Source organism: Shouchella phoenicis, from assembly GCF_047238345.1.
In the GTDB taxonomy this organism is placed as follows: domain Bacteria; phylum Bacillota; class Bacilli; order Bacillales; family Bacillaceae_D; genus Shouchella.
This window is the reverse complement of sequence record NZ_JBDFMQ010000001.1, coordinates 1,593,335-1,614,107: the sequence shown is the minus strand read 5'-3', so window position 1 is coordinate 1,614,107 and position 20,773 is coordinate 1,593,335. Positions and strand designations below refer to the sequence as shown.

The window sequence follows — 20,773 nt, the reverse complement described above, 5'->3', positions numbered from 1 at the left end:
CCTCTCCTTAATTACGTTTTTTGCGTCAGTCCCACAAAATCTTTTATTTTGGTGGCAACCATTCTTTACGAACATCATATAAACAAGAGCGCCTCCTTCTCGTAATCTGTTTCATACCTACTCGTTGTTGTCCTAGGATAATACTAATTACAATCTATTTAATCTTTTTGTAATGAAACCGTAACATTGAGACAGGAATAGTAGGCACATAACGTCAACACGTTCATACGATATAAAAAAATGGGAGGTGGTTTTTATGGAAAAATACACGGATATGCTTGCCACATTCGGAATTGGAAGTGCGCACCCAGGAGGATTCAAAAAATCTACTGAGATGATTATGGGTATGGAGCTTGATGAAGATTCCGTTGTTTTAGATTGTGGGTGTGGTACCGGACAAACCGCCGCTTATATTAAACAATTATATGATTGTCAGGTAACGGCGTTAGAACCACATCCCCTTATGTTTAAAAAAGCACAGGAGCGTTTTGAATCACAATATCTTTCTGTTGATTTACGACAAGCATTGGTTGAAGCCATTCCTTTAAATGATTCAACCACGAATTACGCCTTATCCGAATCGGTACTAAGCTTTGCTTCCATTCAAGAAGGTTTAAGCGAAATTCATCGCGTTTTAAAACAGAACGGCAGCATTTATTTAAACGAATTTGTTTGTTTTTCACCCTTATCGACAAATGAACAAGAAACACTTAAAACACAATATGGGTTTTCAAAGCTTCTTCATGCAAAGGAATGGCAAGAAGCACTGGCAAATGCAGGGTTTCATCATATCGTTGTCATGGAGATGTTCACGGCGGCAACGTTGCAACTTGACGAAACAGATAAAGGAAATGATATGCAACCTTCTTCTAACATCGCTCCCTCCTACTACGAAAAGATGCATCAACACCAGTCATTGATGGCACACTATAAAGATAAAATTGGTCATATTCTCATCAAAGCAATAAAATAGGCAACTTACAATTCTCGGCTTGCTCGAAATCGCTTTCATATGGTATGTTCAAAGCGAATGTTCGAGTGTTCTTTTTTATAAAGACAAAGATGCTTGATGCTTGTAAGCAATAGAGAAAGGACGTACGCAATGACGAAGCAAAATATCGGAATTATTGGTGTTGGGGTTATGGGGAGAAGTTTAGCTCTTAACTTTGAAAGTAAAGGATATAGCGTATCTTTATATGATGTATCTGCAGAGCGAGTGAAACAAATTATTGCTCTTGAAGAAAATAAAAACCTAGTGGGTACGTACTCTTTACAGGAACTGATTGATTCACTAGAGACACCAAGAAAGATTATGTTGATGGTTCAAGCTGGAGAAGTAACCGATTCTGTGATCGATTCACTCCTTCCTCTTCTTGACGAGAAAGATATACTGATTGACGGTGGCAATACGTACTATACCGATACCATTCGTCGTTCCGCGCATGTAGAGGCGCACGGTGTTCACTTTATCGGTGCTGGTGTATCTGGCGGCGAAGAAGGCGCTCTCAAAGGTCCATCGATTATGCCAGGGGGACAAAAAGAAGCGTACGAGCTTGTTCGTCCTTTATTTGAAGATATATCAGCAAAAGTAAATGGTGAACCTTGTACCACTTATATTGGACCTGATGGCGCTGGTCACTATGTCAAAATGGTGCATAACGGGATTGAATATGGCGATATGCAGCTTATTTCTGAATCCTATGCACTATTGAAAGAAATTGTCGGCTTGGACAACGAAGATCTTCATCATACGTTTAAAGAGTGGAATGATGGTGAACTTGATAGTTATCTAATCGAGATTACAGCAGATATTTTCACGAAGCGAGATGAAGAAACTGGACAAGCATTAGTAGACGTCATTCTTGATTCCGCTGGGCAAAAAGGAACAGGAAAGTGGACAAGCAAAAGCGCACTTGACTTAGGTGTCCCTCTTTCTATTATTACAGAGTCCGTGTTCGCCCGCTTTTTATCGGCGATAAAGGATGAAAGAATAGAAGCAAGTAAAGTGTTAACTGGACCAAAACCAGCTTCTTTATCTGAAAATAAAGAAGAGCTCATTGAAGAAATTCGCAAAGCGCTCTTTTTCAGCAAAGTGTTGTCTTATGCACAAGGATTTGCTCAGCTAAAAGCCATGTCCGACGAACAGAACTGGTCGATCCAATACGGTGAAGTTGCGCGTATTTTCCGAGGTGGCTGCATTATTCGTGCCGCGTTCCTTCATAAGATTACGGATGCTTTTGCACAAAACCCAAATCTAAAAAATTTACTGCTTGACCCTTATTTCGAAAACATTGCTTCATCTTATCAACAATCATTACGTAAGATTGTTTCACTCGCAGTGGAACATGGCGTGCCCGTTCCTTGTTTCTCAAGTGCCATCTCATACTACGACAGCTATCGTAGCGAGCGGTTACCTGCAAACCTTTTACAAGCACAGCGCGATTATTTCGGCGCACATACGTACAAGCGTGTAGATAAAGAAGGCATTTTTCATACCAACTGGGTATAAGAGAAAAAAGAGTCGTCCTCTAGGACGACTCTTTTCTTATTCTGTTTGCAACGTTTCGCTAAGTTAATTCCTTACATATGTTCAACTGGCCACCAAGAATGACCATCGATCGCAAGCAGTTTATCTGCTTCTTTTGGTCCCATTGTTCCCGCTTTGTACGTTAACGGTTTTTGGTCTGTTTCTTTCCATGCGTTTGAAATGGCATCAACCAATGACCAAGATAGACTAACTTCGTCCCAATGCGCGAAATTAGTCGCATCCCCCATAATACAATCGTATAATAAGCGTTCATATGCTTCAGGTGTATTAATTCGGTCTTCACTGTCGTGGCGGTATTCCAAATGTACAGGGGTTGTGTCTGCCGATCCAATCTTTTTCCCGTTCAACACAATCGTAATGCCCTCGTCCGGTTGAATATGGATAATAAGAAGGTTCGGACCGGTCGCCTTATGTTCTTTCGCATAAAGGTTTAGTGGCATTTCTTTAAACTCCACCACGACTTTTGTTGATTTCACCGCCATACGCTTTCCTGTGCGAATATAGAACGGAACACCTGCCCAAACATGATTATCAATCATTAGTTTTGCTGCTACATAAGTTTCTGTATTCGAATTTGGGTCTACATTCTCTTCTTGTATATAGCCAGGAACCTCCGTGCGGTTAATCGTTCCTTCATCATATTGAGCACGAACAACAGTATCGTTGACGTTCTGTTGATCAATTAAGCGGAGCGCGCGTAAAACTTTAATTTTTTCGCTACGAATTTCATCGGTTGTTAGCTGTAACGGCACATCCATTGCAAGTAACGAAACCATTTGTAAAATATGATTTTGTACCATATCCCGAAGAGCACCTGACTTTTCATAGTAGCCGCCTCTTCCTTCAACACCTAGTTTCTCACTAGAGGTTACTTGGATGTTTGAGATATGACGATTATTCCATAAAGGTGCAAACATCGCATTCGCAAAACGAATGACCTGAATATTTTGGACCATTTCTTTCCCTAAATAATGGTCAATTCGATAAATCTCATCCTCTGCAAAAGCTTCTCGAATTTCATTATTTAGCACTTTTGCTGTTTGAAGATCTGTACCGAATGGTTTTTCAATAACCAGCCTCGTCCAACCATTCGTTTCTTTCAAACCGTGACTATGTATGGACTGCGCGATTTGTCCGAAAAATTCCGGCGCCATGGCCATGTAAAACACACGGTTTCCGGATAAATGAAACCGCTCTTCCTTGCTCTCCATTTCTTCTTTTAACTCTTCGTAAGAATGCTTATTTGTAACATCAAATGACAGATACGAGAAATGAGCAAGAAATGAATCGATCTGTTCTTCACGGTCCATTTGTTGGCCCGCTTCTGTTATTGCTTCCCGAACAACCGTTTTTAGCTTCTCATCGTCCCATTCTCTTCTCCCTAATCCAATTACCGCAAACTTTTCCGTCAAAGAACCTTTTAAATATAAATTGTAAAGTGAAGGAAACAATTTTCGTTTTGCAAGATCTCCAGTTGACCCAAATATTACAAAAACAGCCTCGGACTGCTTTCTATCATTCATGAGTATACCCTCTTTCTCGTTCACAACTCTTCTCAATTTCTAGCCTTGTACGAAGGTTAGTCGTCTTTCATAATACCAGTTTATCTTTTAATAATCTACATTTAAAGCCTGTAAATCATAGGGTTCACTTGTTTTTCATTGTAACCGCTTTTTGTAATCGTTATCCTGTTTTGCTTCGTTTTTGTTCTTTGTAAAAATACGGTAAATGAAATTATTTGTAAAAAAAGGCGTTTCTACGTGTTCAAATATCCAACCTGAATGATTACGTTTTGAATACTCTAAAGTACACTCTAAATAAAGGTGGTGGTATGTTTGTCTTATTACAAAGAAGATAAAAAACGTAATGATTGTGACTGTGAATGTCAGCGCATTTGTCGTTTCCCCTTTTTCCCAATTCCTAGAGACGCTAGCTGTCAATCACTTGTTTCCCTCGCAAATACAGTGTTAGGGTTACCAGGTAACACGACCATTAGTTTTACAACAACAACGACAACAACAACAGTGAGCGGCACGTACCTTGGCTTTGACACAACAACAGGTTCAGTCATCATTTTTGATGGTGTGCGCACACGTTCGTTTAGACTTTCGGAAATTTGCACAATTGGTGCAGGTGGGCTTTAAATCGTATCAGTCGAGTGGAAAAACCGCTCGACTTTTTTCTTTTCGCATACATATTCGCTTCGTAAGCTGAATACGATGGTTTAAAGGAGTTGATCGAATGTTCGGAAATGGAGAATGGGTGATTTATAAAGCTGGTCGAACAAGTATACTAGGATGGATTAGTGAAGCCAAAGTCATTGCGTCTAACTCTTCAAATGAGCCGATTAAAACCATGTATCAATTCTATACGAAACAACGTGTATTAAATGGAAAACAACCTTTATTAGCAAATGAAAATGACTTGCAAACGAGCAAAGCAAGATTAAAAGAAGCGGACATTCGCGCACTTCAAGAACTAGCGCTGCTCACTAAGGACAAGCAGTGGTTTATGGAGTTGAGTCGATTAGTGGATCACGCTGGTTTTAAGAAAAATGTATCAAACCTATAACCCAGTTTAACCGTTTTCTTCCTTTTATGTATACATGGGTTGCGCATGTGTAACCACGCACACCTCACATACTTATGATACAACCTTTGCCGCTCTAAAATAATTGCACGGTTTTTCAAAAAACATTATGAAGCTTGTCGACTCTATCGCTTGAATGGTCGGCAAGTTTTTTATTTTTATGTTTAGAACGTTTATGAGATGGGTATTGAGATTAGAATTCATTCTTTTATCTTTAGGAGGCTTACCTTTGTCAAACATTGGACTTTATACGTTTCTGAAATCAAAAACAATGGAACTTACGGAAGAATGGTACAAGTCCTTAGACAAGTCCCAAGAAGGGGTCTACAGTAGTACAAACCCTGACCAAATTGAAAAATTAAAACAACAAAATCATTCATTTCACGTTTTATTTTGTGAATTATTTAATCCGGTAAAAAACGGACTACAAGACGAAGTTTTTGCTGAATGGATTGAATCAATTGCAAATGACCACGCTCATATAAGCACACCTTTTAGCAACATCATAAATGAATTTTTTCGAACTCAACAACAATATTTAGATGAAATTTCGACTTATGTAGAATCTGTTGACGACGATACAATTACGATTACTGATTTAACAAAATGGAACAAAATGATTGTACAAGGTGTAAATGAAGTCATTTTAGCTTATTCAAAACAGAATAAAAAACAAGCGGACTACACATTAAATGCACAAAAGCAAATGATCAATGAACTTAGCTCTCCGATTATTCAATTAGCTCCTCACACAGCCTTATTACCAGTAGTTGGAGAAATTGATACGCACCGCGCAAAAATGATGTTTGATCATACGCTCCAACATTGTTCAGAGCAATTCATCGACACATTATTTATCGATTTATCGGGGGTTCCAGTCATTGACACAATGGTTGCCCAACAAATCTTTCAACTAATAAAAGGTCTTCGTCTGATTGGTGTTCAAACTTCTTTATCAGGTTTACGACCAGAAATTGCACAAACAGCTGTACAGCTAGGTATTTCTTTTTCCGATATTCCTATCCACGCAACCCTCGCACGGGCACTTGAACAAAAACAATTGACCTATTAAATCAAATAAAAAAGCGGTCTAAGTAGAACCGCTTTTTTTATGGACGAAATGGAATCCGTTCACTTTTGGAATATTCTTCAGTTTGCTTAAGCGCATCAATTGCCGCTTCAACATATTGATTAAAGCTCGCTTCTTTGTCTTTTTCCAATTGCCCATAAATAACCGGTGGAATTCGTTCAAAGTTATCAATGATTAAATACGTTGTCATCCCGTGTTTTGTCAAGATCCCGTTAAGCCAAATGGCATAATCGATAAAAACTTGTTGATCTTTAATTGCATACGCAGCTTCAAGATGACGAAAATGATGTTCATTGTCTTCTAATGTATGCTTCCAGCCTTTCTCCCCATATCGCTCGTTTAAATTTGGAAAATCTTCATAGATCGATTGCGCGATCGCTTTTACAATTGGCGCGTAATAATCTGGTAATGGTTCATTCACTAATAATCACCTCGAATTGCCGAACAGTCGGAATAATTCCCGCCAGTTCTTGGTCTGGGTATTTTTTCTCCAAATCATGGATCTCTTTAAACTCTTGGCTCCTTACCCAATTCAAATAGGCTTCTTTCGTTTCAAATTGAAGCTCGACTGTTAATTCACCTGCTCGTTTATGGTGTTGTAAGAGTCTAAATGAGACAAACCCCTGTGCTTGGTCTACCTTTTTTGATCGGTTTTGATAGATTTGAATGACTTCATCTGCTTTTTCATCTGGCGCTTTAAATGTAGAATGGACTACATACATAGCGGACACTCCTTTACTCATTTAATAGCGCTGCAGCAGCCACCTCAACAGTCTGATCATCCATCGGTGGATTATGCAAACCGGCACGGACATTGCGATAATACCTTGATAAAGGAGATTGATGAGATAAACTTTGCGCTCCAACGACTTTCATTGCTAAATCAACCATTTGCATGGCTTTCTGAACGACTGCATGTTTTGCCATCATTAGTGGCAACCGCATTAAAGCGCGTTCTTCGTTTGAACTTCCATCCCACTGCTTGGCAATGCCATATAGTACTGTATGACTTTGTTGATAAAGTAAGTATGCTTCACCCAGCTTTTGCCGAACAGCTGGAATGGTAGCGATTGGTTTCCCTAAACTATTCGGTGCGTATTCTTTTGCATAACGTGAAGCTTCTTGAATCGCAGCATAGCCAATTCCAAGATAACATGCCGGGATATGTAAAAGCCAAGCTTGCGGGCTTCCTTTTTCTTGAATTTTAAGCAACGCTTGTTCTGGTACCGTTACGTTTCTTAAGATTAGATCGTGACTGCCTGTCGAACCCATTGAAACCATGTCCCATGTACGATCAATCTCAACTCCAGCAGCCCCCTTTTCAACGAGGAACATACCTGTTGAAGCATCTTCTTCTATTGTTGCAAGAACTAAATAGTAATCAAGTTCTTCCACTAAGGTATAAAATGTTTTTTCCCCATTCAATACCCATTGATGATTCTTTATTTGCGCAGTTGTTTGAAACTGCCCCCCTCTTGTTGGGCTTCCTGTAGCTTTCTCCGTTGCGGCTGTATTAAGAAGAAAGCCTTTTTTTACAACATCATGAAGAATGGTTTCACGATTATCTTCTGACCAGTTTTTTTCAGTACGCTCTTGATACATTGTTCCCATATGCCAACCGATACTTAAAGCAGTTGGACCATCTTCTCTTGCGATTAACTCTTGTAAGGTAAGAAGCTCGTGTAAAGAAATTCCAGCACCGCCATAGGCCTCTCCGACAGCCAATCCAGCATACCCGCTTTTTCTTAATACCTCAATGTTTTCAATTGGAACTGTTTGCGTACGATCGTGACGCCAGCCAACTTCATCAAAATTTGTCACTAAACGTTTTAACATTTGTTCTCGTTCTAAAGGGGTTTCTGCCTGCAATAACTCCACGTTGGTTCACTCCTCTATCGTTCGTTCACTTATGAAAACATAAGAAGGCGCAAGCATAACCAAATCATGCTCACGCCCTCATACATTTACTGTTTATTTATTTTCATTCTTGTCCTTTTTTTCCTCTTTCTTTTCTTTATCTTCTTCAGCAGTCCCTTGTTCGAGAGACTTGTCAAATAGATCTTTTATTTCCTCTTCACCTGTTTTTTTATTTTCTTTCTCACTCATCTTTATGCACCTCTTTTACTTTCGACTTACTTTACTATTCCCGTTCCTTCCTTGTCTTAATCATGTTTCATCTAGACGTCATTCGGCTATTTACAATAAAAAGGAGTGTAACCAAATGAGTTGGAATATGAGTGATTACCCAGCAACTTTCAAAAATTTTGAACCAGCTTTGCGAAAAAAAGCAATCGAAATCGCAAACGCAATGGTCGACGATGGCTATCAAGAATCTGATGCACTTCCAATTGCCACTTCACAAGCAAAAAAATGGTTTAATCAAGCGTCCGAAGCGGAAATCAAGAAATTTTATCAGGATGGCCATATGAAACCGAGTAAAAACCGTGAGAAACAATCCTCCCCTCGCTTAAATGACGCAACACAACTCGTTGTTAAACGAGACGATGGTTGGGCTGTAAAAGCTGAAGGGGCAAAACAAGCAAGCCATGTTTATAAAACGAAAAAAGAAGCAGAAAAACGAGCCAAAGAAATTGCGGACAACAAAGGCTCTGATTTCGTAACCAAACCTTAAATGTCAAGAAAATTCCGGACTTGTTCGATTGGTACAGCAAGTCCTTCGCTTTGCTCATTTAAAGACCGTGCATAAATCACACCGATAACTTCTCCTGAGCGAGAAAGAACGGGAGAACCACTATGACCAGGATAGACGTCATTCGTAATGGTTAAGACTTGATAAGGGTTACGTTCGTCAGACACCTCACCCTCGTTTGCGATAAACGAGTGCGTATGTGGATGACCAATGACAATGACTGATTCATGCAGAGTTGCTGATGATTCAGATAAGGGTAATGAAGAAAAGGTTTCATCATGGTCACTTACATTTAATAATGCTAAATCTTTATCAACATCATGCTTTTCCACATCAGCCATAAATACATCTCCAGCAGATGTAATAATTCTAACATTTGTCTGTCCACTCACCACGTGTTCATTCGTAAGAATTGCTCCATCTTCATGCACAAAAAAACCTGTTCCATGCCCTGATATCGTTTGCACAGCGACAACACTTTCTCGCCAAGCTTCTATTTCCTCTTCTTCAAATAGCTCTTCACTGTCCCGCATAAATTGCAGTGCGTTTAAGTTAAAATGTTCAAATAAAAACGAGCTTGTTTGAAACACAAGTGCACATGCAACGATGATTGAAACAATACGTATGAGTCTTTTACGCCATTTCTTCTCTTTTTTTGGTTCCTCCTCTTCAAAATCACTTAATGGCGGTTCCTCATCATAGTCATCAAACTCTTTACTCACGCTTTTCAAACGTTTCTTTTAAAATTTGCTTAACCGAACTAGCGGTTTGAATTGAATCCATCTCATTTCCTCCTGCTAATACAGATTGAATGGCTAAATCAGGTGCCATTCCACATACAACAAGCTCTGTTCCGATAAGCTTTAGAACATCACGTAATTGGAAAATCCCTGAAACGACAAAGGCATCGTAATCCGTTAAACCTGACAAATCAATCAATAGTTTTTTAGTTGCTAATCGCACCGTTTCTTCCGTAACTTTTTCAAACATTTTATCAAAACGTTCCTTATTCATCTCTCCAATTAATGGGAGGACGGCTAGCCCGTCAATTAAGGGAACGATCGGTGTCGAAATTGATTGAATCCGTTGAACAGAACGCTCATATTCTTTTTTTGCTCTAACTTGTTCAGTGATGTCTTTTTGAACACCTACAAAATAAAGCTTTTTTTGGTCTTCTAAATAAACTGGGTCAACGGTTAGTTCGTTCCAGAAAAGCGTCCCATCTTTTGTATAGTTCGCCACTTCAATCGATACAGGCTCTACTTTTTTGATCGCCTCTCGCAATAAGTCAATTTTTCCCCGTTCTGTTTCTTCCCCTTGTAAAAAGCGGCAATTTGTACCAAGTACTTCTTTTTTTGTGTAGCCCGTCATTTTCGTAAACCCTTCGCTAACATAAACAATCGGATTATCTTCTATATCAGGATCTGTAATTAACACACCCACACGTGTATAATCAAGAACTTTCATAAGTAGTTCTGCTTGTTTTGCGACCTCTTTTAACATATTGCTCCTTGCCTCCTACAAAACATTCATTTACTTATTATATCATTTCATTTAGATTAATTCTCTGTTCACGTATTCGACTCCCACCCTCAAGTCACCTTCATTGATACAAGGCGTGCTTCCCATTATAATAGAAGCTAGCAAAACGCTGTAATTATAATCTGGAGGCAACGTATGGAACCAATTACGAAAGACATTGTTCAACAGCATATCGATGAATTTGCGAATACAGAAGTCTATCTACACTTAGAGACGACAAACGGAGCTTATGCTTCTCATTTTGATGAATCTTTCTTTTCAGCTAGTGCTTATATAAGAAACGCAAACATTACGTATGAAAATGGAAAAATCGCTGGCGATGGCCCCTTTCGAGTCGGCTTAAAGCTTGAGATCGGCTGGGTCTATGGAGAAGGGTTGACACACTTTGAAATAGATGAAGACGGTCGGCTCTTATTAGCTGGTCATGGACAGGATGGAAAACTTGCCATTGCAATGGAAATTTCCAAAACCCCATTTCGGTAAAATTAGTAAGGAGTGAACACGATGAAAAAACAAAAACATGTGTTAGTGATCTTTCCACATCCAGATGATGAAGCATTTGGAGTCTCTGGCACAATCGCCCATTACGTTCAGAATGATGTTCCTGTAACGTATGCTTGTCTTACGCTTGGAGAAATGGGTCGTAATCTCGGGAACCCGCCTTTTACTACTAGAGAAGCTCTACCTGATATTCGGAAACAAGAATTACAACAAGCGGCAATTGAAATGGGAATAAACGACTTGCGAATGCTTGGCTATCGTGATAAAACTATCGAATTTGAAGCGCCTGGTAAACTTAAAAACGAGATTCTTGCGCTCATTGATGAACTTCAACCTTCTCTTGTAATCTCATTTTATCCTGGCTATGCGGTTCATCCAGACCATGATGCAACAGGAGAAGCTGTTGTGACAGCATTAGAATCGTTACCAGTTGAAAACCAACCGGTCTTTCATGCAATTGCTTTTTCTAACGGACATGAAGCAGAAATTGGCGTTGCTGATGTTGTTAATGACGTTTCACCTTATGCTCAGATTAAACTTGATACCTTACGAGCGCACGCGTCTCAACTTGCTTGGACGCTACCAAGTTTAGAGAAAGCCTATCATGAAGGAAATGCAGAAGCAGTTACTCGTTTAACCAATGAACATTTCTGGACGTATCCATTAAAAGCGAGCACAACGAACTAATGGAAAACACTTTATTAATTATTGACGGATTCAATTTATTGAGCCGTTCATATTTTGCAACGAGTTACAATCGTCCAGTTGAATCCCTTGAAAAGAACGAAGACGGTGTGGCTGTAAACGGAATGAATGGCTTTCTAAGAAAGCTCGAACAACTAAAACGGCAATACAACGTAACACATTGTGTGGTTACTTGGGACATTCCGCGAGAAGACACGTTCAGACGACATCTTTATGAGCCCTACAAGCAAACCAGAAATGAGCTACCAGAACTTTTAATTGAGCAGTACGAACTGCTTAAACGCCATTTATCTCATACGAACGTAGCCCAAATCGCGCACCCCCCTTATGAAGCTGATGATCTAATGGGTGCGATCAGCAAGAATTGGGAAAAGGTTTTTCCAGAGGCACCTGCATATATTTATTCCAATGACAAAGATTTGTTTCAATTGTTAAGTGCGCAAACGTCGCAGATTCTTTCTGTTAAGAAAAAAGAAATCGTCATGGGCGCTACACAATTTACAGAAGCTTATCAAATTAGACCCGATCAATGGGTTGATGTAAAAGCACTACTTGGGGACACAAGCGACAATATTCCCGGTTGTCCAGGTGTAGGGGAGAAAACCGCTTTACCTTTAATTCAGATGTATACATCCATTGATTCGTTGTACGACCAACTTGATCAGCTAGACCCGCGCTTTAATCGGGTGAAAAAGAAATTATTAGCAGGAAAAGAATTAACGTACCTCTCCAAAACCCTTTCGGAAATAGAATGTACAATTGACGGTTTACCTGATGTGTCAACGTTTGAACGTTCCTCAACGAATACCGCGTAACCTTGTTCAGACAAGCATGTTTTATCGACTTGCTTGTCTTTTTTTGTATGGAACATTAGGTCGCACGTTCCTTACATTCATTTCCATTGCAAATTGAGCACACTTCTTCTATAATAAGTGGCGGATTTCCTAAGGATGAGAAGGAGTGATCATATGACAACCTCAACTCTACCAAAGGCAGATAGACGTGATCTACAGATGCTTCGAATGCAACAGCAGGTTCGAGAGATAGCAAAAGAAGAAAAAAAAGAAGTAATTGGCATTGAACAAATCGATGATGAAGAATGGGTCATTGTATCAAAAGCACAATCAAATGATACCTTTCAAGTTATGATTAACCAGTGTAGCCACCCCTATCAAGGAACGTGGGATTTCGTACTAGAAGCAGAATATCAAGAGAATCATACTCTTTTTATTGACGATATAAAAGGCGAACCTTGTAGAGGGTTTGGTACTATCTGCATGAACTATTTAAAAGAGATTGCTTGGAAAGAGAATTGTGGCATTGAAGGAAACATTGCCAAACGAGACTGGGGACACGTTGAACGTCTCGCCCATTTTTATAAAAAGCATTCCTTTGACATTAGTCTTGATGTTGAACAACAAAACGGAAGAATTCGATGGTTCGGTCAATAACCTAGCATAATTCTGCTAGGTTTTTGTCGTATTTTTTTTGTTTATAAGTAAATTCATCTGGGTACGAAACAGTTATAGACTATAGATCAAAGAGTGAACTGTAAAAGGAGCGTAAAGAATGATTGAACAACTTTCAGATTCTATATTAATTGAAGCGTACGAAAAAGCGAAAGAAAATCGCCTTGAAAAAGATTTTTTAGCAATCTTGAAAGAGGAATTAGTTAGACGCAACATACATACAAATGAATCTCGTATATGACCAAAACGTAATCATACAACGTATATGGCTCTATTAGTTGTTCCATTGTTAAAGATAAGATGATTCCTTTAAACCTGCTCCTATGAGAGCTTTTACGGTGTATAAACAAAAAAGCGATTGACTGGATTAACCACATCAATCGCTTCGTTTCATTTACAATTCTTCTTCCTCTTCATATAGCTTTGTTTCAATTTCCCCAAGTCGAGCACTTAAATCAATGACATAGATAACGAGAATTGAAAAAGCTGCGACCCCTAACCATGATAAGAAATAAATCGTTTCAAGTCCAGAAAGTAATGAAAAAACGGCTCCAAATACGCTTGTTAAACCGACTAAGATAAATACAAACAAGCCCAATGCATAGATTACTGGATTCAAAATATATCACCTCCATGTTTTTACGTTATGCATCTGCATGAACTTCTTCTTGTTTATACGCCTGACCCTCTTAAAAATAGAGCCGTATCTCGTGTATAAATGATATATTTTTGCAAATAGTAACAAACGAGGTGATGTCTATTGACATGGTTTGAAATGGTTCAACGAAGCGCATCCATTTTCGTTATTGTGTTTCTATTGTTTACGTACTGGAATATATTTAAACAAGACCAGAAAGCAAAAAGAAAAAAAGGCTAAGGCGATCCTTAACACTTGAGCATACGTTTAAGTTCGCTGTAGCGGCGCACTCCAGTTAGTTGCGCGGACTTTTTTTGTTCATGTTTATAGCGAAAGAAACAGCCCCTTGTCATCAAGACAAGGGGCTGTTTTAAACAAGTGTTCCTCTTACACATGCTCGGCAATAGCTGCCTTTTTAATGTTCCAGTGGGATTCTGTCCACTGGACTTTACTGTTGTTTAACACAAACAGTTGTGGCGATTTGTGAACCGTTTTTAAGTCCTCCGCAATTTGATTAGATAGTGGTCTAGATTCAATCACCTTCACAAATGCTGATACATAGTCCGGGTTCTCAGCAGTAAAAGCTTGAAACTCATCAAACGCTTCTGCGCTAATTGGGCATTGCGTGCTGTGTTTAAACACAAGTACAGTTTGATCTTGCGCTTTCTCTTGAATTTGATTCCAATCTTCTTGTGTTGTCATTTCAATCATGTCGTTCGTCACCTCTTTTATGCTTTTCGTTCTAAGTGTATCACAAAGATACAAAATGCCAAAAACGAGTCGCACTTAATCATTTAAATCAACTTGCATCAAACGATCATCTTCTGCTTCCGGGTTGCCTCGACCATCTGTATTGTTCGTGATGAGGTAAAGCTGGTCTTCTTCTACAAGCACATCACGAACTCTTCCATAGTCCATAATATATTCATCCAATTCTTCTGCCTCCGCTGGGTTAAACAGAAACACAGCTTCCCCTCTCAATCCAGCCATGTAAATGAAGTCATTATAAGTAGCAATGCCTGATGGTGCCCACGTATCTTGTCCAGAATGAATTACAGGCGTTTCCATTCCTTCTTCTGTTTCATCTCCTTCGATAACAGGCCAACCATAGTTATTTCCAGCTTCAATCTCATTGATTTCATCATGACCAGTGGCTCCATGTTCAGAACTATACATCGTTCCGTCGCTTAACCACGTTAAGCCTTGCGGATTGCGGTGACCATAAGAATAGACGACAGAATCATCAAATGGATTATCCTCTGGTACCGCACCATCTAAATTCATACGTAAGATTGATCCGGCGAGACTGTCTTCTTCTTGTGCGAGATCAACTTCTTCAGCATCCCCCGTCGTTGCATACAAATAACCATCTGGACCAATTGCCAACCTACCGCCATTATGCGTTGGTGCTCCTGGAATACCTTCTAACAGAATATCATTCTCTGACCATTCGTTTTCGGCTTCATTCCACTCCATGCGAACAATTCGATTTTCAATCGCACTGTCAGCACCTTCATAAGAATGGTAGACATACGCATAGCCATTTGAATCAAAATCAGGGTCGAGCACCATACCGAGCAATCCCGATTCCGCTTCCTGTACAACGTCTTCGTTTAATTGCACCGTTTCCTCTGTAATCTCCTCATCCTCGTCTATCCGATAAATCGTCCCATCCCGTTTTGGAATAAAGAAACGATCTTTATCCTTTACAATCGCCCATGGACTTTCTAGACTTTCTGCTATATCGTTTCATCAACTCCAACAACGGTCTCGCTTGTCTCTTCATCGTCGGTAGCATCTCCTGTAATCTCATCCATTTCTTCGTCATCTACTGTGTTACATGCCACTAAAAGAAAACTGCCTCCTAGTGTCATCATCATTTTTTTCATCTGATCTACCTCCAACTGTTGTATCCGTTGTATAAACGATTTTCCCAAGATTAAAACCTCTTGCTTTTTCAATTTCGCCATTTGTCGTATAATTAAGTCGAATCAAAAAGGAGTGATAAGAGATGAAAATAGTCACGTTAAACAATCAAGTCAAGATGCCACAACTCGGGTTCGGTGTTTGGAAAGTAAAAAATGAAGAAGCACAACCAGCAGTTGCTCACGCACTACAAACAGGCTATACCTCCATTGACACCGCCATGATCTATCAAAATGAAGAAGGTGTTGGTCGAGCAATTCAAGCGTCTGAAATAGACCGCGAAGACCTCTTTATCACCACAAAAGTATGGAATGCCGATCAAGGGTTTGACAAAACGTTAGCAGCTTTTGAGACAAGCATAGAAAAACTTGGTCTTGATTATGTCGATTTATATTTAATCCATTGGCCTACTCCGGATTTTGATCAGTATATTGAGACGTATCAAGCGTTAGAAAAACTTTATAAAGATGGGCGCGTTCGTGCAATCGGCGTATGTAACTTCCACATTGAACATTTAGAACGTTTATTAAATGAGTGTGATGTTCCTCCTGTTCTTAATCAAGTTGAGTGTCACCCGTACCTTGCACAAAATGAATTACGAGCCTTTTGTGAAGAACACAATATTTACTTAGAAGCTTGGAGCCCGCTTGATCAAGGCCAAGAACTTTTGCAAGATGAAGTTATTGTCAAAATTGCAGAAGAACAGCAAAAAACCCCTGCTCAAGTCGTATTGAGATGGCATTTACAGCGAGGAACCATTGTCATTCCTAAGTCAGTAACACCAAGTCGTATTGAAGAAAACTTTAATGTCTTTCATTTTGAACTAACAGACGAGCATATGAACGCGATTAATCAGCTCGATCGAAATCAACGTCGTGGTGCTGACCCAAGTGATATGCACGCACGTTAACTTCTTAAACGCTCGTTCGCACATTTTGCGGACGAGCGTTTTTTCTTAAAATAAAAGCTGAATAGAGAAAAGAATTTACGGTTTTGCCGTTTACACCTATACCGTTTGGAGGTAAACTAGAGGGTGGAGCGAAAAACGGACATTTGTTACTACGCTTAGGAGGTTACGCGATGATTACTGTTTCTAACGTTGGTTTACAGTTTGGCGGACGTAAACTATTTGAAGACGTGAATATACAATTTAACCCTGGAAATTGTTATGGATTAATTGGCGCAAATGGTGCCGGAAAATCAACTTTCTTGAAAATCTTATCTGGTGAAATCGACTCGCAGCAAGGGCATGTCGCAATGAAGCCAGGCTCTCGTATGGCTGTATTAAAACAGAACCATTTTGAGTATGAGAACGAGCAAGTGCTACAAACCGTTATTATGGGGCACTCTCGTCTTTATAAAGTCATGCAAGAAAAAGACGCCATTTATATGAAAGAAGATTTTTCTGATGAAGATGGCATGAAAGCAGCGGAGCTCGAAGGAGAGTTTGCTGAGCTCAATGGTTGGGAAGCTGAATCAGATGCAGCCGTTCTTTTAAAAGGACTAGGTATTGGTGAAGACGCTCACGACAAAACCCTCTCTGAACTATCAGAATCAGAAAAAGTAAAAGTTTTGCTTGCTCAAGCTTTATTCGGTCAACCTGACGTTCTGCTTTTAGATGAGCCGACGAACGGTCTTGACTTAAAAGCGATTCAATGGCTAGAAGACTTTTTAATTAACTTTGAAAATACGGTTATCGTTGTCTCCCATGACCGTCACTTCTTGAACAACGTTTGTACGCACATTGCTGATCTTGATTTTGGTAAAATTCAGCTGTATGTCGGCAACTACGACTTCTGGTATGAGTCTAGCCAACTAGCGTTAAAAATGGCACAAGACCAAAACAAGAAGAAAGAAGAAAAGATTAAAGAGCTTGAAAATTTCGTTGCTCGCTTTAGTGCCAACGCTTCGAAATCAAAGCAAGCTACATCTCGTAAGAAGCAACTAGAGAAAATCACCCTTGACGACATTAAGCCCTCATCACGTAAGTATCCGTACATTCATTTCACACCGGAACGTGAAATCGGAAATGACTTATTGCTTGTAGAAGGATTAACGAAAACCATAGATGGTGAAAAAGTCTTGAACAACGTATCTTTCCGCATGAGTAAAGATGACAAAATTGCGTTAGTTGGGTCCAACGATTTAGCTAAGACGACGTTGTTTAAAATCTTAACTGGCGAAATGGAAGCTGACAGTGGCTCATTTAAGTGGGGAATCACAACGAGTCAATCGTACTTCCCTAAAGATAACGCTGAGTTTTTTGAAGGCTGTGATTTAAACTTAGTTGACTGGCTACGTCAATTTTCTCCAGAAGACGATAGTGAATCATTCCTCCGTGGTTTCCTTGGAAGAATGTTATTCTCAGGTGAAGAAGTATTAAAAAATGCCAGCGTTCTGTCTGGTGGTGAAAAAGTTCGTTGCATGCTATCAAAAATGATGCTTAGCGGAGCGAATGTATTGCTTCTAGATGAACCAACAAATCACTTAGACCTTGAGTCTATTACAGCACTTAATAACGGCTTAATTAACTTTAAAGGCTCAATGATTTTCAGTTCTCATGACCAGCAGTTCATCCGCACAATTGCTACACGCATCATCGAATTAACAGACGACGGCATTATTGATAAAGATTCATATGAAGATTATTTAAAAGTCGCTGTTAAATAAAAAACAGAGTGGTCGCTATGCGATCACTCTGTTTTTGTCTTAATTAAACCAACGTTCCGTTACAACTTTTTTTCTAGTGTAAAACTGAATGCCGTCTTTCCCATTGGTTCCTAAATCGCCGAAGAAAGAAGCTTTATTTCCAGCAAAAGAGAAAAATGCCATCGGTGCTGGTACGTTTACATTGATTCCTACCATGCCTGCATCAATTGAATTTCTAAAATATTGAGCTGCTCGACCACTAGACGTGTAAAGAACGGCCCCATTCGCAAAACGAGATTGATTTGTTAAAGCGATGCCTTCGTCTAAATCTTTCACGCGCACTACACTTAGAACTGGTGCAAATAACTCTTCTTGCCAAATTTTCATATCTGGCGTTACGTGATCGAATAATGTTGCCCCTAGAAAATAGCCATTGTCTTCTACTTCCGGTTCACGACCGTCAACAATCAGATTGGCTCCTTCTTCTACTCCAGAATCAATAAAGCCTACGACGCGATCTTTATGACTTTGTCGAATAAGTGGTCCAACAAAATGCTCGTCATGAATACCGTTACCGGCTGTTAATTTTTTTGTCTCTCGCGTTAACACTTCCATAAATTCATCAGCGCATGATTCTTCAACTGCAACAACGGAACACGCCATGCATCGTTCACCGCTTGAAGCAAAAGCCGCTCCAATGACGCCTTGAACCGTTTTTTCCATCTCACAATCTGCCAAAACAACAGCATGGTTTTTAGCACCTGCCAAAGCCTGCACGCGCTTCCCATTCGCTGTACCTGTTTGATACACATGACGGGCAACAGGTTCTGAACCAACAAAAGAGATTGCTTGGACGTTTGGATGCTCAAGTAAACCATTTACGACATCTTTTCCACCATGCACAAGGTTTAATACTCCTTTGGGCAAGCCTGTTTCATGCATTAGTTCCACAAGTCGCTCCGCTAATAATGGTGTTCGTTCTGAAGTTTTTAACACGAACGAATTTCCTGCGGCGATGGCTAATGGGAACATCCATAGCGGAACCATCATCGGAAAATTAAATGGTGTGATTCCTGCTATGACACCTAACGGATAGCGCCAAATTGAGCCATCAATTCCTCCAGCAATATTAGGGAGCGCATCCCCCATCATCATCGTTGGTGCGGAGGTCGCTAACTCGACACATTCAATTCCACGTTGAACTTCCCCACGTGCATCTTTAATGGTTTTGCCGTTTTCTAATGTAATGAGTTGCGCTAACTCTTCGCGGTGTTCTTTTAATTTTTCGAGATAAACAAACATATAGCGCGCTCGTTCAGGAACAGGTACCACTTTCCACTCTTCATAAGCGTGCTTTGCAGCGACAACCGCATCATGAACATCTGCATCGGTTGACAATGGAACCATTGCTATGGTTTCGCCAGTTGCTGGGTTTGGTACTGTTTCTTGTTCGGTTGTTTTGGATTCAATCCAGCTACCGTTAATCCAGTTCTTTACTGTTTTCACTGATGTTGTCATGCTTTCGACACCCCTTCTGCTTTAAATGAGATCGTTTGCGTCCCAACTCGTTTAAACAAAACTGACATATCTTTGTCACCTAAACCAGATGCTTCTGCATCCTCATACATATCCACAAGTGCTTGACTAATTGGCAGCTGAATTCCATGCTCTTGGGCAAGTTCCATCGCAAAACGAAGATCTTTGTTTAATAGCTTTAAAGCAAAGCCTGGTTCATAATCATCATTTGCCATAAACGATTTGTAGTTTCGTTCATAAATTCGGCTTTGTCCGTAGGAAACATTTAAGACATTAAACAAAAAGTCGAGGTTTAAGCCACTTTTTTCAGCTAACGTTAACGCTTCTGCGACACCTGCTGTATAAAAACCAATCAATAGATTATTAATTAATTTAGCATTCGTGCCGCTGTCGTACTGCTCGCTAATATGAAACACATTGCTGCCTAACACAGCTAAATGTGTGTGAATGCTTTCTAAAAGCTGCTTCGGTCCCCCGACCATAAACGTCAACGTGCGATTTTCCGCGCCAACTACCCCTCCACTTACTGGCGCCGCTAAAAACGAAACCTCTTTTTGTACCGCAGCCTCGCCAATTCTTCGTTCTAATTCAGGAGCCACGGTACTTGTATCAACAAGAACAACGCCTGTTGGCACTTTTTTTATTAATCCGTTATCTCCTAAATAGACCTGTTCACATACTTCCGATGAAGGCAAACTAGTAAACACAAGTTCAGCGTATTCAATAATCTCGTCGGTTGAAGTTGCAGCTATTCCCCCTGCTTCTTCAAGTTTCTTTAAAGCGCTCTCATTAATATCAAAGCCCATAACCTCGTATCCTGATGCTAATAAATTGAGCGCCATCGGTTTCCCCATATTTCCAAGTCCAATAAACCCTATTTTCATCGTGACCCTCCTTTAGAGAAGAGCCTGCACTTTTTGAAAGTACAGGC

The 20,773-nt window shown here is 39.8% G+C and carries 26 protein-coding genes; 13 read left to right on the top strand and 13 right to left on the bottom strand.

The window, feature by feature from the left end; genetic code table 11:
• Nucleotides 1-256 precede the first annotated feature (256 nt).
• On the top strand, nucleotides 257-973 hold the full coding sequence (locus ABC361_RS08850; RefSeq protein WP_413073639.1) for a class I SAM-dependent methyltransferase: 717 nt from the start codon (nucleotides 257-259) through the stop codon (nucleotides 971-973).
• Between the two features lie 129 nt (nucleotides 974-1,102).
• The gene (gene gndA / locus ABC361_RS08845) at nucleotides 1,103-2,509 is read left to right on the top strand and encodes an NADP-dependent phosphogluconate dehydrogenase (protein WP_413073638.1); all 1,407 of its coding nucleotides are present in this window, start codon (nucleotides 1,103-1,105) and stop codon (nucleotides 2,507-2,509) included.
• A 71-nt stretch (nucleotides 2,510-2,580) separates the two neighbouring features.
• Here gndA and zwf read toward each other — a convergent pair whose 3' ends face one another.
• Nucleotides 2,581-4,071: a glucose-6-phosphate dehydrogenase gene (gene zwf / locus ABC361_RS08840; protein ID WP_413073637.1), complete on the bottom strand. Its 1,491-nt coding sequence runs from the start codon at nucleotides 4,069-4,071 to the stop codon at nucleotides 2,581-2,583.
• A gap of 312 nt (nucleotides 4,072-4,383) precedes the next feature.
• Here zwf and ABC361_RS08835 point away from each other — a divergent pair, with 312 nt between their 5' ends.
• The 3 genes from ABC361_RS08835 to ABC361_RS08825 all read left to right on the top strand — a co-directional run bounded on the left by ABC361_RS08835 (nucleotide 4,384) and on the right by ABC361_RS08825 (nucleotide 6,209).
• Nucleotides 4,384-4,692: a hypothetical protein gene (locus ABC361_RS08835; protein ID WP_413073636.1), complete on the top strand. Its 309-nt coding sequence runs from the start codon at nucleotides 4,384-4,386 to the stop codon at nucleotides 4,690-4,692.
• Nucleotides 4,693-4,789: 97 nt separating this feature from the next.
• The gene (locus ABC361_RS08830) at nucleotides 4,790-5,119 is read left to right on the top strand and encodes a hypothetical protein (RefSeq protein ID WP_413073635.1); all 330 of its coding nucleotides are present in this window, start codon (nucleotides 4,790-4,792) and stop codon (nucleotides 5,117-5,119) included.
• Between the two features lie 247 nt (nucleotides 5,120-5,366).
• Complete coding sequence (locus tag ABC361_RS08825; protein ID WP_413073634.1) at nucleotides 5,367-6,209, top strand: STAS domain-containing protein; 843 nt, start codon at nucleotides 5,367-5,369, stop codon at nucleotides 6,207-6,209.
• A 37-nt stretch (nucleotides 6,210-6,246) separates the two neighbouring features.
• Here ABC361_RS08825 and ABC361_RS08820 read toward each other — a convergent pair whose 3' ends face one another.
• From ABC361_RS08820 to ABC361_RS08805, 4 genes are all read right to left on the bottom strand, one after another.
• Nucleotides 6,247-6,648 carry a hypothetical protein gene (locus ABC361_RS08820; RefSeq protein WP_413073633.1) on the bottom strand — a complete coding sequence of 134 codons (402 nt, stop codon included), beginning with the start codon at nucleotides 6,646-6,648 and terminating at the stop codon, nucleotides 6,247-6,249.
• Nucleotides 6,641-6,949 carry an antibiotic biosynthesis monooxygenase family protein gene (locus tag ABC361_RS08815; protein WP_413073632.1) on the bottom strand — a complete coding sequence of 103 codons (309 nt, stop codon included), beginning with the start codon at nucleotides 6,947-6,949 and terminating at the stop codon, nucleotides 6,641-6,643. Before ABC361_RS08815 ends, ABC361_RS08820 begins: the two co-directional genes overlap by 8 nt.
• A gap of 13 nt (nucleotides 6,950-6,962) precedes the next feature.
• On the bottom strand, nucleotides 6,963-8,105 hold the full coding sequence (locus ABC361_RS08810) for an acyl-CoA dehydrogenase family protein (RefSeq protein WP_413073631.1): 1,143 nt from the start codon (nucleotides 8,103-8,105) through the stop codon (nucleotides 6,963-6,965).
• A 93-nt stretch (nucleotides 8,106-8,198) separates the two neighbouring features.
• Entirely contained in the window at nucleotides 8,199-8,333 is a 135-nt protein-coding gene (locus ABC361_RS08805; RefSeq protein WP_413073630.1) for a hypothetical protein, read from the bottom strand.
• 115 nt (nucleotides 8,334-8,448) lie between these two features.
• On the opposite strand from ABC361_RS08805, the gene ABC361_RS08800 reads away from it, so the two are divergent.
• Nucleotides 8,449-8,859: a DUF2188 domain-containing protein gene (locus ABC361_RS08800; protein WP_413073629.1), complete on the top strand. Its 411-nt coding sequence runs from the start codon at nucleotides 8,449-8,451 to the stop codon at nucleotides 8,857-8,859.
• Here ABC361_RS08800 and ABC361_RS08795 read toward each other — a convergent pair.
• Together ABC361_RS08795 and ytvA are read right to left on the bottom strand one after the other, a co-directional pair.
• Nucleotides 8,856-9,599, bottom strand: a complete 744-nt coding sequence (locus ABC361_RS08795; RefSeq protein ID WP_413073628.1) for a S1 family peptidase — start codon at nucleotides 9,597-9,599, stop codon at nucleotides 8,856-8,858. The two genes, ABC361_RS08800 and ABC361_RS08795, sit on opposite strands and share 4 nt — an antisense overlap.
• A complete protein-coding gene (gene ytvA / locus ABC361_RS08790) occupies nucleotides 9,592-10,380 on the bottom strand; it encodes a YtvA family blue-light photoreceptor (RefSeq protein WP_413073627.1) in 789 nt (262 codons plus the stop codon). The genes ABC361_RS08795 and ytvA overlap by 8 nt, the downstream gene beginning before the upstream one ends.
• A gap of 174 nt (nucleotides 10,381-10,554) precedes the next feature.
• Here ytvA and ABC361_RS08785 point away from each other — a divergent pair, with 174 nt between their 5' ends.
• The 5 genes from ABC361_RS08785 to sda all read left to right on the top strand — a co-directional run bounded on the left by ABC361_RS08785 (nucleotide 10,555) and on the right by sda (nucleotide 13,335).
• Nucleotides 10,555-10,902, top strand: a complete 348-nt coding sequence (locus tag ABC361_RS08785) for a YojF family protein (RefSeq protein WP_413073626.1) — start codon at nucleotides 10,555-10,557, stop codon at nucleotides 10,900-10,902.
• 21 nt (nucleotides 10,903-10,923) lie between these two features.
• Entirely contained in the window at nucleotides 10,924-11,607 is a 684-nt protein-coding gene (gene bshB2, locus ABC361_RS08780; RefSeq protein ID WP_413073625.1) for a bacillithiol biosynthesis deacetylase BshB2, read from the top strand.
• A complete protein-coding gene (locus ABC361_RS08775) occupies nucleotides 11,607-12,440 on the top strand; it encodes a 5'-3' exonuclease (RefSeq protein ID WP_413073624.1) in 834 nt (277 codons plus the stop codon). The genes bshB2 and ABC361_RS08775 overlap by 1 nt, the downstream gene beginning before the upstream one ends.
• Nucleotides 12,441-12,593: 153 nt before the next feature.
• Nucleotides 12,594-13,076 (top strand): hypothetical protein, encoded by a 483-nt coding sequence (locus ABC361_RS08770; protein ID WP_413073623.1) that lies wholly within the window; start codon nucleotides 12,594-12,596, stop codon nucleotides 13,074-13,076.
• Between the two features lie 118 nt (nucleotides 13,077-13,194).
• Entirely contained in the window at nucleotides 13,195-13,335 is a 141-nt protein-coding gene (gene sda, locus ABC361_RS08765) for a sporulation histidine kinase inhibitor Sda (protein WP_255225134.1), read from the top strand.
• A gap of 153 nt (nucleotides 13,336-13,488) precedes the next feature.
• On the opposite strand, the gene ABC361_RS08760 is transcribed toward sda, so the two are convergent.
• From ABC361_RS08760 to ABC361_RS08745, 4 genes are all read right to left on the bottom strand, one after another.
• Nucleotides 13,489-13,713 (bottom strand): hypothetical protein, encoded by a 225-nt coding sequence (locus tag ABC361_RS08760; protein ID WP_413073622.1) that lies wholly within the window; start codon nucleotides 13,711-13,713, stop codon nucleotides 13,489-13,491.
• A gap of 405 nt (nucleotides 13,714-14,118) precedes the next feature.
• Nucleotides 14,119-14,442, bottom strand: coding sequence for a bacillithiol system redox-active protein YtxJ (gene ytxJ / locus ABC361_RS08755; protein WP_413073621.1), 324 nt, complete (start codon nucleotides 14,440-14,442; stop codon nucleotides 14,119-14,121).
• 75 nt (nucleotides 14,443-14,517) lie between these two features.
• Nucleotides 14,518-15,417 (bottom strand): PQQ-dependent sugar dehydrogenase, encoded by a 900-nt coding sequence (locus ABC361_RS08750; RefSeq protein WP_413075744.1) that lies wholly within the window; start codon nucleotides 15,415-15,417, stop codon nucleotides 14,518-14,520.
• Nucleotides 15,418-15,470: 53 nt separating this feature from the next.
• Complete coding sequence (locus ABC361_RS08745) at nucleotides 15,471-15,620, bottom strand: hypothetical protein (protein WP_413073620.1); 150 nt, start codon at nucleotides 15,618-15,620, stop codon at nucleotides 15,471-15,473.
• A 122-nt stretch (nucleotides 15,621-15,742) separates the two neighbouring features.
• Here ABC361_RS08745 and ABC361_RS08740 point away from each other — a divergent pair, with 122 nt between their 5' ends.
• Nucleotides 15,743-16,567 carry an aldo/keto reductase gene (locus tag ABC361_RS08740; protein WP_413073619.1) on the top strand — a complete coding sequence of 275 codons (825 nt, stop codon included), beginning with the start codon at nucleotides 15,743-15,745 and terminating at the stop codon, nucleotides 16,565-16,567.
• Nucleotides 16,568-16,737: 170 nt separating this feature from the next.
• Nucleotides 16,738-18,327 carry an ABC-F family ATP-binding cassette domain-containing protein gene (locus tag ABC361_RS08735; RefSeq protein ID WP_413073618.1) on the top strand — a complete coding sequence of 530 codons (1,590 nt, stop codon included), beginning with the start codon at nucleotides 16,738-16,740 and terminating at the stop codon, nucleotides 18,325-18,327.
• Between the two features lie 39 nt (nucleotides 18,328-18,366).
• Here the strand turns inward: ABC361_RS08735 and ABC361_RS08730 are convergent, their stop codons facing one another.
• Both ABC361_RS08730 and ABC361_RS08725 read right to left on the bottom strand, forming a co-directional pair.
• A complete protein-coding gene (locus ABC361_RS08730; protein WP_413073617.1) occupies nucleotides 18,367-19,824 on the bottom strand; it encodes a CoA-acylating methylmalonate-semialdehyde dehydrogenase in 1,458 nt (485 codons plus the stop codon).
• On the bottom strand, nucleotides 19,821-20,726 hold the full coding sequence (locus tag ABC361_RS08725) for an NAD(P)-dependent oxidoreductase (protein WP_413073616.1): 906 nt from the start codon (nucleotides 20,724-20,726) through the stop codon (nucleotides 19,821-19,823). The genes ABC361_RS08730 and ABC361_RS08725 overlap by 4 nt, the downstream gene beginning before the upstream one ends.
• Nucleotides 20,727-20,773 lie beyond the last annotated feature (47 nt).

Coding starts and splice junctions, on each gene's coding strand:
- ABC361_RS08850 (WP_413073639.1), top strand. CDS start 257: ATGGAAAAATACACGGATATGCTTGCCACATTCGGAATTGGAAGTGCG.
- gndA (WP_413073638.1), top strand. CDS start 1,103: ATGACGAAGCAAAATATCGGAATTATTGGTGTTGGGGTTATGGGGAGA.
- zwf (WP_413073637.1), bottom strand. CDS start 4,071: ATGAATGATAGAAAGCAGTCCGAGGCTGTTTTTGTAATATTTGGGTCA.
- ABC361_RS08830 (WP_413073635.1), top strand. CDS start 4,790: ATGTTCGGAAATGGAGAATGGGTGATTTATAAAGCTGGTCGAACAAGT.
- ABC361_RS08815 (WP_413073632.1), bottom strand. CDS start 6,949: ATGTATGTAGTCCATTCTACATTTAAAGCGCCAGATGAAAAAGCAGAT.
- ABC361_RS08805 (WP_413073630.1), bottom strand. CDS start 8,333: ATGAGTGAGAAAGAAAATAAAAAAACAGGTGAAGAGGAAATAAAAGAT.
- ABC361_RS08800 (WP_413073629.1), top strand. CDS start 8,449: ATGAGTTGGAATATGAGTGATTACCCAGCAACTTTCAAAAATTTTGAA.
- ytvA (WP_413073627.1), bottom strand. CDS start 10,380: ATGTTAAAAGAGGTCGCAAAACAAGCAGAACTACTTATGAAAGTTCTT.
- ABC361_RS08785 (WP_413073626.1), top strand. CDS start 10,555: ATGGAACCAATTACGAAAGACATTGTTCAACAGCATATCGATGAATTT.
- bshB2 (WP_413073625.1), top strand. CDS start 10,924: ATGAAAAAACAAAAACATGTGTTAGTGATCTTTCCACATCCAGATGAT.
- ABC361_RS08775 (WP_413073624.1), top strand. CDS start 11,607: ATGGAAAACACTTTATTAATTATTGACGGATTCAATTTATTGAGCCGT.
- ABC361_RS08770 (WP_413073623.1), top strand. CDS start 12,594: ATGACAACCTCAACTCTACCAAAGGCAGATAGACGTGATCTACAGATG.
- sda (WP_255225134.1), top strand. CDS start 13,195: ATGATTGAACAACTTTCAGATTCTATATTAATTGAAGCGTACGAAAAA.
- ytxJ (WP_413073621.1), bottom strand. CDS start 14,442: ATGATTGAAATGACAACACAAGAAGATTGGAATCAAATTCAAGAGAAA.
- ABC361_RS08745 (WP_413073620.1), bottom strand. CDS start 15,620: ATGAAAAAAATGATGATGACACTAGGAGGCAGTTTTCTTTTAGTGGCA.
- ABC361_RS08740 (WP_413073619.1), top strand. CDS start 15,743: ATGAAAATAGTCACGTTAAACAATCAAGTCAAGATGCCACAACTCGGG.
- ABC361_RS08735 (WP_413073618.1), top strand. CDS start 16,738: ATGATTACTGTTTCTAACGTTGGTTTACAGTTTGGCGGACGTAAACTA.
- ABC361_RS08730 (WP_413073617.1), bottom strand. CDS start 19,824: ATGACAACATCAGTGAAAACAGTAAAGAACTGGATTAACGGTAGCTGG.
- ABC361_RS08725 (WP_413073616.1), bottom strand. CDS start 20,726: ATGAAAATAGGGTTTATTGGACTTGGAAATATGGGGAAACCGATGGCG.